Below are 13,663 nucleotides of genomic sequence, written 5' to 3'. Positions count from 1 at the left end.
CGAGGGCGAGGAGCGTCACACCGGTCTGGAGGTGCGGCCTACCGCGGATCGGGGACCAGGGGGTGCACGGCGCCGGAGGGGACGGCCTCCGGCACGCGTGCGCGGGCCACCAGGGTCGAGCCCACGAGCACGAGCAGGAACGCGGCGACGGCCGTGGGCGCATGCCCGCGAAGGGCGTGGTCCCCGGCCAGCAGCACGCCGAGCACGGCGGACACGCACGTCTCGGTGGTGACGCTCACCGCCGTCACAGCCACCACACCCGCCCGCCCGAGTGCGAGCACCTGCAGCGCAAGGCCGCACACCCCGGCAGTCATCGCCGCCCACACCAGCGGGTGCGTGAGCACGGCCGGCCCGGTGACCGGTCCGGCGAGCCGGGCGCCGACCGCCAGCAGGGCGAACCCGCAGCCGGCCAGCGCGGCGAGCACCAGACCGGTGCCGCGCGACGGCCGGACCACGCTCACGAGCCAGCCGGTGGCGACCAGCGCCACCGCGACGCCGACGGCGGCCAGGCCGACGGTCGAGCCGGCCGCGGCGGGCGGCTGCGCCCCGACCGACGTCGCGAGCAGCACCAGCCCCGTGGACACCAGGCCGATGCCGCACCACTCCGGCGCCCGCAGCCGCACACCGAGCACGGGGATCGCGAGGAGGGCGGCAACCACCAGGTTCGCGGCCCGGACGGACTGCACGACGAAGAGCGGCAGGCGCTGCAGGGCGACGACGGCGAGCAGGAAGCCTCCCGCCGTCAGCAGCAGCGCCACCAGGTAGGTCGGCACCCGGAGCAGGCGACCGACGAGCCGCAGGTCCAGGTGGGCACCGGCGGGCAGCCGCCGTGCGGCGACGGCCTGCAGCACCTGACCGGTGCCGGACAGGACCGCGGCGCCCGCGGCACCCGCGAGGGCCAGCACCATCATCGCGACCGCACGGCGCGCCAGCTCAGCGCTGAACGTCCACGACCAGCCGCGCCGGTGCGGTCAGGGCGAACACGCGGAACGAGGCGCCGGCCCGGGCGACGCCGACGAACGCCTGCGTCTGCCCCTCGAACACCCCGCGCAGCTGGACCTCCTGCACCACCGGCAGGCCCGGGTGCAGCGGGCTGCCGGTCCACTCCTTCTGGCCGGTATCGGTCGGGTACCCGGTGCCGCTGATGATCACCTGCAGCACGCCCGCGCCCTGCACCTGCACCGGCTGCCCGCTCGGGTCGTCGACCGCCTTGTCCACGTACCCGACGCGCCATCCCGGCGCCCCGGTGCCGCCGAGCTCGAACACGACCCGGTCGTAGCCGTCGTGCGTCGCCGTCCGGACGTCGGTCACGGTCAGGGCCGCGTCCTTCGACGGGTCGGCCGTAACGGTGTCCACCGAGGTCGGGAAGGGCGTCCCGGTCTCGGTCTCCGTCGCGGACGGCTCCGGTGACGAGCTCCCGGTCGCGGTGGGCGACGGGGACGTGGCGGCAGTCGCCGCGGCCGTCGTCGTCGTGCCGCCGCTGCCCGAGCCGGGCGTGGGTCCGGCGCACGCCGCGACGGCGAGGACGCCGAGCGCGGTCACCGTGAGCAGACCGGTGCGCAGGATGCCGGTACGCGCCGCAGCGCCTGAGCCGAGCCGCATGGTGACCACCCTCGGATGCTAGGCGCTGCCGGGGACGTCCGACCGTCTGCGATCGCGACGCGCCGCCATCGGGTGACGTGCCGGCGCACCGCCGCGTGTTCCCGGCGGTCCGGTGGTGCCCGCGCTCCGGTCCGGCCACGATGGCGCCGGGAGCGCAGGCGACGGGGCCGCGCCCGGTCGGAAGGGGACGTCCATGGGCGCAGGGTTCCCGCTCGCGGGACGGCGCGTGCTGGTGACCGGCGGAGCCAGCGGCATCGGGCGACGGCTGGTGCTGGGTGCCGCGCAACGGGGCGCCGACGTGGCGGTGTGGGACCTGGACGGTGAGGCGGCCGAGCGTGCGGCGGCCGACGTGCGCGGTCGAGGCGCCGTCGCGCACGCCTGGCAGGTCGACGTGACGGACCGCGCCGCCGTGCACGCCGCGGCGGCGGAGGTGACGGCCGCGATGGGCGGCGTCGACGTGCTGGTCAACGACGCCGGTGTGGTGTCGGGCAGGCCGTTCCTCGAGCTGACGGAGGCCCAGGTGCGCCGGACCTTCGAGGTGAACACCCTGGCGCCGTACTGGGTGACCGGCGCGTTCCTGCCCGGGATGCTTGAGCGTGACATGGGCCGGCTGGTCACCGTGGCGAGCGCCGCCGGACTGGTCGGTGTGCCGCGGCAGGCGGACTACGCGGCGAGCAAGCACGCCGCTGTCGGCTTCGACGAGTCGCTCCGGTTCGAGCTGCGCCGGGCGGGGTCGGCGGTGACCACCCTCGTGGTGTGCCCGTTCTACGTCGACACGGGCATGTTCGCCGGGGCGCGCACGCGCGTGCCCTGGCTGCTGCCGATCCTGCGCGAGGCGGACGTCGCCGGTCGGATCCTCGACGCGGTGGAGTCCGGCCGTGGCCGCCTCGCCCTGCCGGCCGTGGTGGCGGTGGTGCCGGCGCTGCGCCTGCTGCCGACGAGGGCGTTCGACGCCCTGATGGACCTGCTCGGCGTCACCGGGTCGATGGACGAGTTCACGGGCCGGCGCCCTCGCCGCTGACGACCGTCGCCCGGCGGGGTACCGGCCCGGCGGCCGGTTAGGGATCGCTGCGGGTCAGTGCAACAGCTGGTGCCAGTTCTCCGGCACGCGGCCGGCCGGTGCGGGGGAGCCCTGCTCGACCGGCCGGTGCGTCGGCGGGGCGAGCTCGGGGCCCTCGGCGTAGCTCTCCGCGGCGTAGTCCCACCACCAGCTCTCACCGGGCTCGAACGAGCGCATGTACCGGTGCCCCGTCGCCTGCCAGTGCGCCGTCGCGTGCTGGCCGGGGGAGCTGTCGCAGCAGCCGACGTGCCCGCACGCCGCGCACCGGCGGAGCTTGAGCCACCAGCCGCCGGACGCGTCGCACTCCGCGCAGCCGGTGCCGCTGGGCGGCACGGTGGGGTCGACCAGCGGTGCGGGCTGCTCGGTCACGGGTGCTCCTCGGTGCTCAGGGGCCAGCGAACCAGCCGGGGGATACCGGCCGGCGCGGCCGCCGCGAGCGCGATGAACCGCGCCTCGGCGCGGTGCAGGCGGATGTGCTCGTCGAGCGACCAGGTAGGGCCGTTGGTGAGGGTCATGCCGCACGCGCACGCGATGGTGACCGTGCCGTCAGAGGCGGTCTGCACCAGGCCGACCGTCGTGTGCTCGGTGGCGGCCTGCACCTTGGCCCGGCGCATCACCGCGCTGACCGCCTCGGTGGGCGGCTCCGGGTCCGCCGTGCCCGCACCGCGCCCGACATCCGTCGTCGTCACCGAAGAACAGTAACGGCGAGCGCGCGGCGCAGAGGTGCGCACCGTGCCGCGGACCGGTACAACGGGGACATGAGCGGCCGCGACCACGACCTGACCTCCGACCCGTCGGCGGAGCGCATCGCGGACCGGGTGCCCGACGAGGCCCAGCTCGCAGCCGCCGACGCGTTGACCGGTGGGGAACCGGGTCGGGCGCCGCGTTCGCTGCAGTCGGCCGAGCTGGAGCCGGACGACGAGGACCTCGCCGCCGGCGAGGAGTGGGACGACCCCGAGCTGCTGTAGGTCGGGCCGCGGAGGCGGCGGCGCGGTCAGCCTCGACCCTCCGCGGTCAGCCTCGACCCTCCTTGTCGGCGGCCTTGTCGGCGGGCTGGTCGGCGGCCGCGGGTCCCGGGCGCTGGTGCGGCAGCACCCCGACGGCCTCCAGCCGCTGCGCGAGCGCGGCGCCGTCCCCGCCACGGACCACGGGCACACCCTCGTGCTGGGCGTCCCGCTGGGCGCGACGGCCGCCGGGCGGCGCCGTGGGTTCGCCGCTGGCCAGCAGGTGCTCGCCGGGGGTCAGCTCGCGCAGCGCGATCGCGCGCACGTGGGCCGGCAGCCGGCCGGCCGCACCCGCGTACACCTGCGGGTCACGCTGGCCGTCGTCGCCGACCAGCACCCAGCGCACGTCGGGGAACTCGCGGAACAGCCGGCGCAGCTGGGCGACCTTGTGCGCCGGTCCGGAGCGGAACCAGCCGGTGTTGGTCGGTCCCCAGTCGGTGAGCAGCATGGTGCCCGGCGGGTAACGGTGCCGGTGCAGGAAGCGGCCGATCGCCGGTGCGGCGTTCCAGGCGCCGGTGGACAGGTACACCACGGGTGCGCCGGGCTCCGTCGCGACCAGCCGCCGGTAGAGCTCCGCCATGCCCGGCACGGCCTCGCGGGCGTTCTCGTCGCGCACCAGGACGTTCCACGCGGCGACCAGCGGACGGGGCAGGTGCGTGATCATCACGGTGTCGTCGACGTCGCTGACCAGCCCGAGCCGTGCCGAGGGGTCGACCACCTGGACCGGAGCGACGGCCGTGACGCCGTCCTGGGTGCGCAACGTCACCTCGTGCCAGCCGGCCGGCAGGTCGCACGCCACCACCTGGTCCACGTAGCCGCCGCGGTCGGTCTGCAGCCGGTGGACCTGGTCGCCGACCACCACCTCGATCGCCGCACCGGCCACCGGCACGCTGAGGTACGAGCGCCAGCCGCGCACCGCCGGCTGGCGCGTCACGGGGACCGCACCGGCACCCGCGCCGGCCTGCACGGCACCGGTGCCCGGCAGGTCCCCGTCGGGGACCACGGGTGCCGCCAGGAGGGTGCGGGCCATGATCCGCAGCCACCCGGGTGCGCCGTAGCCGGGGTACGGCTCGATCCGGACCGTCCAGCCGCGGTACCGCAGCAGCCGCGCCAGCCGTCGGTCGAGCGCGTCCTCGAGCCTCGCGGCGACGTGCGGCCGGTGCGCGCCGGCCAGCGGGTGCTGGCTGCCCGCCCGGGCCTCGGGCCGAGCGGTCCGCAGGCCGTCGTCCGTGCCGGCCCGGCGGGCGGCACCGTCCCGCTCGGGGGCCGGTGCCCCGCGGGCGGGACGGTGGGCGCTCACCGCGATGCGGCCTTCTTCGCACCCTGCTCGGCGGCACCGGCCGAGGCCTTCTCGGTGCTGGTGCCCTCGGTGCTCAGCTCGCCGCCGGCGGACTCGAGGTGGGCCCGCACGAACCACTGGAACAGCTCGAGGTCGTGCAGGTGGCCCACCAGCAGGTCGTTGGTGACGGTGTCGAGCTCCTCCGTGTCCGCGGCGGCCTTGCGGTGGCCGCTGATCACGCCCTCGTACACCCGGTCCAGAGCGCCGAGGTGCTCGATCGCGCCGGCGCGTCCCAGGGAGTAGTCGTCCCAGCTGCGGCTCGCGACCAGCGCCCCCGGCGTGCCGACGGGGGAGACGCCGAGGGTGGCGATCCGCTCCGCGACCTCGTCGGCCTGGGCGCGCACGGCGTCGACCTGCGGGTCGAGCATCAGGTGCACGGAGATGAAGTGCGGGCCGACGACGTTCCAGTGGATGTGCTTGAGCGTCAGGTGCAGGTCCGTCAGAGAGTTCAGGCGGTCCTGCAGGATCGCGGCGACGGTCGCGCCGTCCTCCGGCGTCAGCGTGGGCACCGTGTAGTGCGGGAGCTGCTTGCGTGCCATGTCCGGCCTCCTCGAGCGTGGTGTGACGGACTGCCCGTCCGCCCGTCTCGACCCTGCCGCAGGGCGCGGGACGTCGCCATCGGAGGAGCGGTCAGGCGAAGGGATCGCCGTCGTCCCGCAGGCGGCGGACCACCTCGTCCATCGGCAGCTGCCTCAGACCTGGCCCGATCTCGTCCCACCAGCGCGGCGCCGCGACGGTGGGCGCCTCGCGGCCGCGCAGCGAGTACGGCGTGATCGTCGTCTTGGCCGGGTGGTTCTGGGACCAGTCGATCAGCACCTTGCCGGGTCGCAGCGACCGGCGCATCACGGCGACCACGAGCTTCGGGTGCTCGGCCGCCACCGCGGTGGCGAGGTCGCGCGCGTACGCCCGCACCTGCGTCGCGGGCCGGTGACCGGGCAGAGGTGCGTACAGCTGCATGCCCTTGCTGCCGGAGGTCACCGGGACGGTGCCGGTCAGCCCGTCGGTCGCGAGCCGCTCCGCGACCAGGTGCGCCACCGTCGCGCACTCCTCGAGCCCCGCCGGTGGTCCGGGGTCGAGGTCGACGACGAGGCGGTCCGGCGGTCGGACACCGCCTCGCGGCCCGACCCGCCACTGCGGGGTGTGCAGCTCCAACGCACCGCCGTTGGCGGCCCAGACCAGGCCGGGCAGCCCGTCGAGGAAGGGCAGGTCCAGCCGGGTGCCCTCGTCGACCTCGCCCGGGGACGCCGGCAGCACGCGGTGCCGCAGCCAGTCGGGCGCGCCCCGCGGCACGTTCTTCTCGACGAACCGCTCCGCACCGGTGCCTTCCGGCCACCGCATCCGGGTGACCGGGCGGTCCCGCAGCTGTGCGAGCAGAGCGGGTGCCACCTGCACCACGTAGTCGATCACCGCCGCTTTGGTGGTGCCGGTCGCGGGGTACAGGACCTTGTCCAGGTGCGTGACGCGGACCGGCGTGCCGTCCACGTCCAGCACCTGGCCGTTCACTCCTGCTCCCACGGGTCCGGACCGGTGTCGGTGCGCACCCCGCGGACCACGGGCTGGCGCAGCCGGCCGCCGGGGGTGCGGGACAGGTACAGGGTGTCGACCACCACCAGCGGTTCGCACCAGTGGGTGCCGCGCGCGTCGGTCGCCGGGACGGGGTCGTCGAACGGCGAGGTCGCGCGAGCGTGCTCGGCCAGCGCACCCCGTACCGCGATCGCCAACGGACCGGCGAGTCCGCTGCCGGCACGGCCGAGGTACCGCAGCGCGCCGCCTTCGTCGCGTGCCCCGAGCAGCACCGCTCCGAGCCTGCCGGTACCGGCCGACTCCTCGCGCCACCCGCCGACGAGCGCCGTGCGGTTGCGCCGGTGCGGCAGCTTCACCCAGTCCCGGGACCGCCGGCCCGGCTGGTAGGTGGACGTCCGGAGCTTGGCGACGACCCCTTCGAGGCCGTGGTCACGGGTCACCTGCCACAGCGTGTCCCCGTCGGGGTAGACGGGCGAGGGCTGCACCTGGTCGACGGGGGGCAGCCGGTCCAGCACGGCGCGGCGCTCGTCGTACGTCAGACCGGTGACGTCGCGGCCCTGCCACGTCAGCACGTCGAACACCACGAACGTGACGGGTTGCGACCGGGCCAGCGCAGCCGCTCGTGCCGTGTCCCGCACGTGCATCCGCGCCGCGAGCGCGGCGAACGAGGGCACACCGCCCGCCATCGCGACGACCTCGCCGTCGACCACCGCGTCGGGCAGCACCGAAAGGCCTCCGAGCTCCGGGTACGCGGCGGTGACGTCGTTGCCGTTGCGGCTCCACAGCCGCAGGCGGCCCCCGGTGGTGTCCGCGAGCGCCCGGACGCCGTCCCACTTGATCTCGTAGGCCCACTGCGGGCCGCGCGGCAGCTCGGCGAGGCCGGGCGCCGGGCTGGCGAGCATGGGCTGCAGCACGGGTCCATCCTGCCCGCCGCGCGTGCGACGTACCTGGTGACGGCGGTGCGGGGGCCTCAGTGGTCAGGGAGCAGGGCGCTCGCCTCGGCGTACCGGTCGAGCACGATCTCGACGAGACGCGGGTCCGGGGCGAGCGGGGCCGTCACGACGTCCGCACCCGCGGCCGACACCCGGTCGTGGAAGAAGCCGGGGGCGAGCAGGTAGGAGGCCGCCACGACGCGGGCTGCGCCCGTGCGGCGCGCCTGCTCGACGGCGTCGGCGACCCGGGGCAGCGAGGCGGAGCCGTACCCGACCGTCACCGGGCCGTCCTGCCAGGCGTGGCGCAGCGCTTCGACCGTCTGCTCGACCATGGCAGCCGCCAGGGGGTCGGAGGATCCGGCCGCGGCCAGCACGACCGCGTCCCCGGCACCGGCCCCCGCCTGACGGAGGCGGTCGAGGAGGATCTGCACCAGTCGGTCGTCGGGGCCCAGGGTGCGCGAGGCGGCCGCACGCCGGCCCTCCACCGCCGCGGCGATGTCCACCCGCGCGTGGAAGCCGGTCGACATCAGCAGGGGCACCACCACGGCCGCGCCACCGGCGGTCGTCGCCCCGGCGACGACGTCGGCCACCTCGGGCTTCTGCACGTCGACGAACGCCTCGCGGACGTCGAGCCCGGGCCGGGCTGCACGGACTCCGTCGAGGATCGACCGGATCGCCGCCCGTCCCGCGACGCTGTCGGTGCCGTGGGAGCAGCCGACCAGGATCGGGGCGGCCGGTGCGGCGGAGCCGGGGGCGGTGGCCGTCACCGGTCCTCCTGCCCGTCGACCACGGCCAGGCGGTAGCCGCGCTTCACCACCGTGCGCACCAGCTCCCGGCTGCCGGTGGCCTGGCGCAGCCGGGCGATCGCCACCTCGGCGGCGTGCACGTCCGTGGACTCGCCCGGCAGCGACTGGAGCACCTGCGCCGGTGTGACGACGTCGCCGCCGGCGTCGGCGAGCAGCCGCAGCAGCTCGATGCCGGTCGGGGACAGGGCCAGGACGCGGCCGTCCAGCACGGCCGCCCGCCGCCGCATCTGGAGGCGGCCGGCCGCGGTCTCGAGCGTCTGCACGCCGCCGTAGTGGTCCACGATCGTGCGCACCAGCGCGCCGAGCCGCCCCCGGGAGGGGATCAGCGGCTCGACACCGCGGTCGAGCAGCGGCCGCGCGGTGATCGGGCCGACGGCGGCGGCCACCAGGGCTCCGGCCTCGAACTGGCCGCGCAGCGCCGCGTCCACCCCGGCGGCGTCGGCGGCGGCGAGCCACGCCGCGCAGCCGGGTGCCGAGGTGAAGACCACCGTGTCGAGCTCACCGGCAGCCGCGGCACGGACGGAGGCCTCGAGCGCTGCCGGGTCGGGCGGGGGTCCCCAGCGGTAGACGACGAGGCTCTGCACGTGGGCACCGGCAGCGGTGAACGCCTCGTCGAGACCGTCGGCACCGCTGCCGTGGTGCTGCACCGCGACCCGCAGCCCCGCGACGCCCTCGTCGAGCAGCACCTCGGCGATCTCCGCCGAGGTCTCCGACTCCGCCACCCAGTCCGCCTGGAGGCCGGCGGCCTGGATCGCGCCGCGCGCCTTGGGTCCGCGGGCGACGAGGCGCGCACGTCGCAGCGTCGCCAGCAGCGGCTCGGCCAGACCGATCGCGTCCGCGGCCTCGACCCAGGCGCGGAAGCCGATGCCGGTGGTCACCACGGCGATGTCCGGAGGTGCCGCGAGCAGCTCACGCGTCGCGGCGACGAGCAGCGCGTCGCTGTCGTTGGGCACCATGCTCAGCGCCGGGGCATAGCGGACGGTCGCCCCGCGGCGCTGCAAGGCGCCGCCCAGCTCACCCGCCCGCCGGTCGGCGGTGACCAGCATCGTGCACCCGGCCAGGGTCGGGTCGAGGTGGTCGGTCACGGGCCCAGTGTCTCGTCGGAGCCGGGCTGGCGGCGAACGCCCGCGTCGCCCGCACCTCCGGCGTCGAGCAGACCGGGTGCGGCGACGGCTCCGACGACGATGACGGCCGGCGCGCGCACGCCGACGGCCTGCGCCCGCCCGGCGATCGCGTCGAGCCGGTCCCGCGTCACCCGCTGCCGCGCCGTGGTGCCCTCCTCGACGATCGCCACCGGCGTACCCGGGTCGACCCCGGCGGCCAGGGCCGTGCCGACCAGCTCGGCCAGCACCGACACGCCCATCAGCACCACCAGGGTGGCCGAGCGCTCGCGCAGCACGGTCAGCGCCGCCTCGTCGAGACCCGCGTGGCCGTTCACCACGTGGAAGGCCGCCGTCGTCCCGCGGTGGGTCACCGGGATGCCCGCCGCCGCCGGTGTCGCCAGGGCGCTGCTCACGCCCGGCACCACCTCGACCGGCACGCCGGCCTGGCGGCACGCGAGCACCTCCTCGCCGCCGCGTCCGAAGACGAACGGGTCGCCGCCCTTGAGCCGCACGACCGTCCGCCCGCGCTGCGCCTGCTCGACCAGGATCCGGTTGATCTCGTGCTGCGGCACGGCGTGATGACCGGGGGTCTTGCCGACGTCGATCACCTCGACGTCCGGGGCGAGCTCGTCCAGCACCGGTGTCGGTCCGAGCCGGTCCGCCACCACCACGTCCGCCTCGGCGAGCGCCCGACGACCGCGCACGGTCAGCAGGTCCACCGCACCCGGTCCGCCACCGACGAGCACCACCCGGCCGGCACCCGGCGGGCGTCGGCGCCGACGCAGGTCTGCGCCCGTGCGCAGGTGCTCGGCGAGGGCATCGCGCACCGCCGCGGTGCGTCCGGGGTCCGGGGCGCCCGTCGAGACGACCCCGACCAGCACCTCACCGCTGGCGGTCAGCGCGGGGGTGCGCGCCGAGCCGCGGGTCGCGTCGCCGGCGTTCACGCACCAGATCCGGCGCGCGGACGCCCAGCCGGCGACCTCGGCGTCGGCGAGCGAACTGCCGGTCGCCGTGTGCACCAGCCACATCCCGTCGAGGTCCTGCTCGCGGACCTCCCGCGCCTCCCAGCGGACGTCGTCCAGGAGCGCGACGACGTCCTCGCACACCGCCGGCGCCACCACGGTGATGTGCGCGCCCTCGTCCCGCAGGTGCGCGAGGCGGCGTGCGGCCACCGGGCCGCCGCCGACCACGAGGACGGGACGGTCGGTCAGGTCGATGCCGAGCAGGGTCGTCACGGCGCCTCCGTCGCGTTGAGGGTGGCGGAGCTGACGAGGGGCGCGACGAGGGCGTCGACCAGCGCGCCGGCCGTGCCGACCAGCACCGCGTCGCCCTCCAGCCGCACCGGCCACGTGCGCAGGTGCTGCGGCTCCTTGCCCACCGGGTCGAGGCACGCGCCGGTGCGCAGGTCGAACACCTGCTTGTACATCGGCGAGGCGACGGTGACGGCTCCGGCCCGCGAGCCCACGATGCCGCGGGACATCACGTGCGCCCCGCTGTACGGGTCCAGCTGCTGCACCGCCAGCACCTCGCGGTCGCCCACCCGGAACAGGGCCACCTGCTCTCCGCCGACGAGGGCGGCGGCACCGCGCTCGGGCACCAGGTCGGTCAGCTGGCACACCACCGTCCAGCCGGGCTGGGGGCGGCTCATGACCGCACCGCCAGCGTGGTGCCGGCGATCAGCACGGCGGGATCCGCCCGTTCGTCGGGTGTGGCCGGGCGCGGCTGGCCCCGCTCGGCCACGTAGGCCAGAGACGGGTCCGCGGTGGTCGGCGCGTTGACGAACGAGGCGAACCGGCGCAGCTTCTCCGGATCGTCGAGCGTCGCCTTCCACTCGTCCTCGTAGACCTCGACGTGCCGCGCCATCGCCTCGTCCAGGTCGGCCGCGATGCCCAGGCTGTCCTCGAGCACCACCGACCGCACACCGTCCAGCCCGCCGTCGACCTCGTCGATCCACGGCGCCGTCCGCTGCAGGCGGTCCGCGGTGCGGATGTAGTACATGAGGAACCGGTCCAAGGTGCGCACCAGGGTGTCGGTGTCCAGGTCCTCGGCCAGCAGCCGAGCGTGGCGGGGCGTGAACCCGCCGTTGCCGCCCACGTAGAGGTTCCAGCCGCGATCGGTGGCCACGACGCCGACGTCCTTCGCGCGGGCCTCGGCGCACTCGCGGGCGCAGCCGGAGACACCGAGCTTGAGCTTGTGCGGCGAGCGCAGCCCGCGGTACCGCAGCTCGAGCAGCACCGCGAGGGAGACGGCGTCCTGGACGCCGTAGCGGCACCACGTGGACCCGACGCACGACTTCACCGTGCGCACCGACTTGCCGTAGGCGTGCCCGGACTCGAAGCCCGCGTCGACCAGCCGCCGCCAGATCTGCGGAAGCTGCTCGAGCCGGGCGCCGAACAGGTCGATCCGCTGACCGCCGGTGATCTTGGTGTACAGCCCGTAGTCCTTGGCCACCTGGCCGATCACCAGCAGCCCCTCGGGCGTGACCTCGCCGCCCGGGATGCGGGGCACCACCGAGTAGGAGCCGTCCTTCTGCAGGTTGGCCATCACGTGGTCGTTGGTGTCCTGCAGCGCGGCGCGCTCGTCGTCGAGCACGTGACCGTCGTCCAGCGAGGCGAGGATCGAGGCGACCACCGGCTTGCAGATGTCGCAGCCGCGCCCGGCGACGGCCGTGCCGTGCCGCTGCATGATCTCGCTGAACGTGCGCAGACCGGTGACGCGCACCGCGTCGAACAGCTGCGCCCGGGACAGCGCCACGTGCTCGCACAGGCCGTTGCTCACGGCGACACCCGCCTTGGTCAGCTGCTCGCCGACCAGCCGCTTGACCAGCGGCACGCAGGACCCGCAGCTGGTGCCGGCGCGCGTGCAGGCCTTGACCCCGGCGACGTCCGTGCAGCCGTGCTCGGTGACCGCGGCGCGCACCGTGCCGGCAGACACGTTGTTGCACGAGCAGACGGTCGCGTCGTCCGGCAGGTCGCCGGCGACGGGCGCGGAGCCGCCGGCCGGCAGCAGGTACGCGGAGGCGTCGGCGCCGAGCGGGCGGCCGACCATCGGGCGCAGGCTCGCGTAGGCGGACGCGTCGCCCACCAGCACGCCGCCGAGGAGCGTGCGGGCGTCGTCGGACACGACCAGCTTCTTGTAGACGCCGGTCGCGGGGTCGGAGTGCACCACCTCCAGCGCCCCGGGCGTCCTGGCGAACGCGTCACCGAAGCTCGCGACGTCCACGCCGGAGAGCTTGAGCTTGGTCGCCGTGTCGGCACCGGGGAACACGGCCGACCCGCCCAGCAGCCGGTCGACCACGACCTCGGCCATCGCGTAGCCGGGGGCGACCAGGCCGATGCAGGCGCCGTCGATGCACGCGACCTCGCCGACAGCCGAGACGTGCGGGTCCTGCGTGCGGCACGTCTGGTCGACCACCACGCCCCCGCGGGTCCCGACCGGAAGGCCGGCTGCGCGTCCCAGCTCGTCCCGCGGCGTCACACCGGTGGCCAGCACGACCACGTCCACGTCGAGCCGACCTCCGTCGCCGAACTCCAACCGGCCGGCGTTGCCCCGCTCGTCGGACCGGATGCGGGAGGTCGCGGTGTCCACGCGCACCTCCACGCCGAGCGCCTCGATCAGCCGGCGCAGCACCTGCCCCCCGCCCAGGTCGATCTGCGCCGACATCAGGTGCGTGCCGAACTGGACCACGGTGGTGCGCGCCCCCAGCGCCTGCAGCGCGCCGGCAGCCTCCAGGCCCAGCAGGCCGCCGCCGATGACGGCCCCCCGCACGGGGCGCCCGCGCCGGGCGGCCTCCTGCTCGACCCAGCCGCGCAGGGCGGCCACGTCGTCGAGCGTGCGGTAGACGAACACGCCGGGCTGGTCCGCACCGGGGATCGCCGGCACGGCAGCCCGTGACCCGGTCGCCAGCACCAGGTGGTCGTAGCGCAGCGCGCGGCCGTCGTCGGTCCGCACCGTGCGGGCGTCCCGGTCGACCTCCGTCACGGTGGTGCCGCGGAGCAGCGTCACCAGCGGGTCGGCCCACAGCTGCGGCGCGCCGAGGGCGAGGCTCTCCGGGTCGCGTCCGGAGAAGTACGACGTCAGCGCCACCCGGTCGTACGGCGCTCGCGGCTCCTCGGCGAGCACGGTGACCTGCCAGGTGCGGTCCTCGTCACGGGCACGCACCGCCTCGACGAGGCGCTGGGCGACCATGCCGCCACCGACCACGACGAGCTGGCTGGGGATGCGGGACATGTGCACCTCGGTCCGTCTCCGGGCGGCCCGGGCGGGGCCGCTGTGGGCTGCGACCGTACGAAC

Annotated in this window: 15 protein-coding genes; 2 read left to right on the top strand and 13 right to left on the bottom strand. The window is 75.8% G+C overall.

Annotated elements, in window-relative coordinates; genetic code table 11:
* Positions 1 to 38: 38 nt before the first annotated feature.
* Positions 39 to 908 (bottom strand): hypothetical protein, encoded by an 870-nt coding sequence (locus QMF98_RS09595; RefSeq protein ID WP_337972856.1) that lies wholly within the window; start codon positions 906 to 908, stop codon positions 39 to 41.
* Positions 909 to 933: 25 nt separating this feature from the next.
* Positions 934 to 1,602, bottom strand: coding sequence for an AMIN-like domain-containing (lipo)protein (locus QMF98_RS09590; protein ID WP_337975594.1), 669 nt, complete (start codon positions 1,600 to 1,602; stop codon positions 934 to 936).
* A 193-nt stretch (positions 1,603 to 1,795) separates the two neighbouring features.
* Here QMF98_RS09590 and QMF98_RS09585 point away from each other — a divergent pair, with 193 nt between their 5' ends.
* Positions 1,796 to 2,623, top strand: coding sequence for an SDR family oxidoreductase (locus QMF98_RS09585; protein ID WP_337972855.1), 828 nt, complete (start codon positions 1,796 to 1,798; stop codon positions 2,621 to 2,623).
* Positions 2,624 to 2,677: 54 nt separating this feature from the next.
* Here the strand turns inward: QMF98_RS09585 and QMF98_RS09580 are convergent, their stop codons facing one another.
* Both QMF98_RS09580 and QMF98_RS09575 read right to left on the bottom strand, forming a co-directional pair.
* Positions 2,678 to 3,031 (bottom strand): UBP-type zinc finger domain-containing protein, encoded by a 354-nt coding sequence (locus QMF98_RS09580; RefSeq protein WP_337972854.1) that lies wholly within the window; start codon positions 3,029 to 3,031, stop codon positions 2,678 to 2,680.
* Positions 3,028 to 3,351, bottom strand: a complete 324-nt coding sequence (locus tag QMF98_RS09575; RefSeq protein WP_348773362.1) for a hypothetical protein — start codon at positions 3,349 to 3,351, stop codon at positions 3,028 to 3,030. The genes QMF98_RS09580 and QMF98_RS09575 overlap by 4 nt, the downstream gene beginning before the upstream one ends.
* 69 nt (positions 3,352 to 3,420) lie before the next feature.
* Between QMF98_RS09575 and QMF98_RS09570 the strand changes: the two genes are divergently transcribed.
* Positions 3,421 to 3,630, top strand: coding sequence for a hypothetical protein (locus tag QMF98_RS09570; protein WP_263730875.1), 210 nt, complete (start codon positions 3,421 to 3,423; stop codon positions 3,628 to 3,630).
* Positions 3,631 to 3,676: 46 nt separating this feature from the next.
* Here the strand turns inward: QMF98_RS09570 and QMF98_RS09565 are convergent, their stop codons facing one another.
* The 9 genes from QMF98_RS09565 to nirB form a co-directional block, all read right to left on the bottom strand.
* Positions 3,677 to 4,966 carry an App1 family protein phosphatidate phosphatase gene (locus QMF98_RS09565; RefSeq protein WP_337972853.1) on the bottom strand — a complete coding sequence of 430 codons (1,290 nt, stop codon included), beginning with the start codon at positions 4,964 to 4,966 and terminating at the stop codon, positions 3,677 to 3,679.
* Positions 4,963 to 5,544 carry a Dps family protein gene (locus QMF98_RS09560; RefSeq protein WP_337972852.1) on the bottom strand — a complete coding sequence of 194 codons (582 nt, stop codon included), beginning with the start codon at positions 5,542 to 5,544 and terminating at the stop codon, positions 4,963 to 4,965. Before QMF98_RS09560 ends, QMF98_RS09565 begins: the two co-directional genes overlap by 4 nt.
* A gap of 91 nt (positions 5,545 to 5,635) precedes the next feature.
* Complete coding sequence (gene ligD, locus QMF98_RS09555) at positions 5,636 to 6,508, bottom strand: non-homologous end-joining DNA ligase (RefSeq protein ID WP_337972851.1); 873 nt, start codon at positions 6,506 to 6,508, stop codon at positions 5,636 to 5,638.
* Positions 6,505 to 7,443 (bottom strand): ATP-dependent DNA ligase, encoded by a 939-nt coding sequence (locus tag QMF98_RS09550; protein WP_348773361.1) that lies wholly within the window; start codon positions 7,441 to 7,443, stop codon positions 6,505 to 6,507. The genes ligD and QMF98_RS09550 overlap by 4 nt, the downstream gene beginning before the upstream one ends.
* Positions 7,444 to 7,499: 56 nt before the next feature.
* Entirely contained in the window at positions 7,500 to 8,228 is a 729-nt protein-coding gene (locus QMF98_RS09545; protein WP_337972850.1) for a sirohydrochlorin chelatase, read from the bottom strand.
* Positions 8,225 to 9,352 (bottom strand): uroporphyrinogen-III synthase, encoded by a 1,128-nt coding sequence (locus QMF98_RS09540; protein ID WP_337972849.1) that lies wholly within the window; start codon positions 9,350 to 9,352, stop codon positions 8,225 to 8,227. The genes QMF98_RS09545 and QMF98_RS09540 overlap by 4 nt, the downstream gene beginning before the upstream one ends.
* Entirely contained in the window at positions 9,349 to 10,605 is a 1,257-nt protein-coding gene (gene cobA / locus QMF98_RS09535; protein ID WP_337972848.1) for a uroporphyrinogen-III C-methyltransferase, read from the bottom strand. Before cobA ends, QMF98_RS09540 begins: the two co-directional genes overlap by 4 nt.
* Complete coding sequence (gene nirD, locus QMF98_RS09530; protein ID WP_337972847.1) at positions 10,602 to 11,018, bottom strand: nitrite reductase small subunit NirD; 417 nt, start codon at positions 11,016 to 11,018, stop codon at positions 10,602 to 10,604. Before nirD ends, cobA begins: the two co-directional genes overlap by 4 nt.
* Positions 11,015 to 13,600, bottom strand: coding sequence for a nitrite reductase large subunit NirB (gene nirB, locus QMF98_RS09525; protein WP_337972846.1), 2,586 nt, complete (start codon positions 13,598 to 13,600; stop codon positions 11,015 to 11,017). Before nirB ends, nirD begins: the two co-directional genes overlap by 4 nt.
* Positions 13,601 to 13,663 lie beyond the last annotated feature (63 nt).

Origin of the sequence: Cellulomonas sp. NTE-D12, assembly GCF_027923705.1 — a bacterium.
Taxonomy (GTDB): domain Bacteria; phylum Actinomycetota; class Actinomycetes; order Actinomycetales; family Cellulomonadaceae; genus Cellulomonas.
Note: the sequence above shows the minus strand (reverse complement) of the source record. Positions and strands in the feature narration are given on the sequence as shown.

Coding starts and splice junctions, on each gene's coding strand:
- QMF98_RS09590 (WP_337975594.1), bottom strand. CDS start 1,602: ATGCGGCTCGGCTCAGGCGCTGCGGCGCGTACCGGCATCCTGCGCACC.
- nirD (WP_337972847.1), bottom strand. CDS start 11,018: ATGAGCCGCCCCCAGCCCGGCTGGACGGTGGTGTGCCAGCTGACCGAC.
- QMF98_RS09595 (WP_337972856.1), bottom strand. CDS start 908: ATGGTGCTGGCCCTCGCGGGTGCCGCGGGCGCCGCGGTCCTGTCCGGC.
- QMF98_RS09585 (WP_337972855.1), top strand. CDS start 1,796: ATGGGCGCAGGGTTCCCGCTCGCGGGACGGCGCGTGCTGGTGACCGGC.
- QMF98_RS09570 (WP_263730875.1), top strand. CDS start 3,421: ATGAGCGGCCGCGACCACGACCTGACCTCCGACCCGTCGGCGGAGCGC.
- QMF98_RS09560 (WP_337972852.1), bottom strand. CDS start 5,544: ATGGCACGCAAGCAGCTCCCGCACTACACGGTGCCCACGCTGACGCCG.
- nirB (WP_337972846.1), bottom strand. CDS start 13,600: ATGTCCCGCATCCCCAGCCAGCTCGTCGTGGTCGGTGGCGGCATGGTC.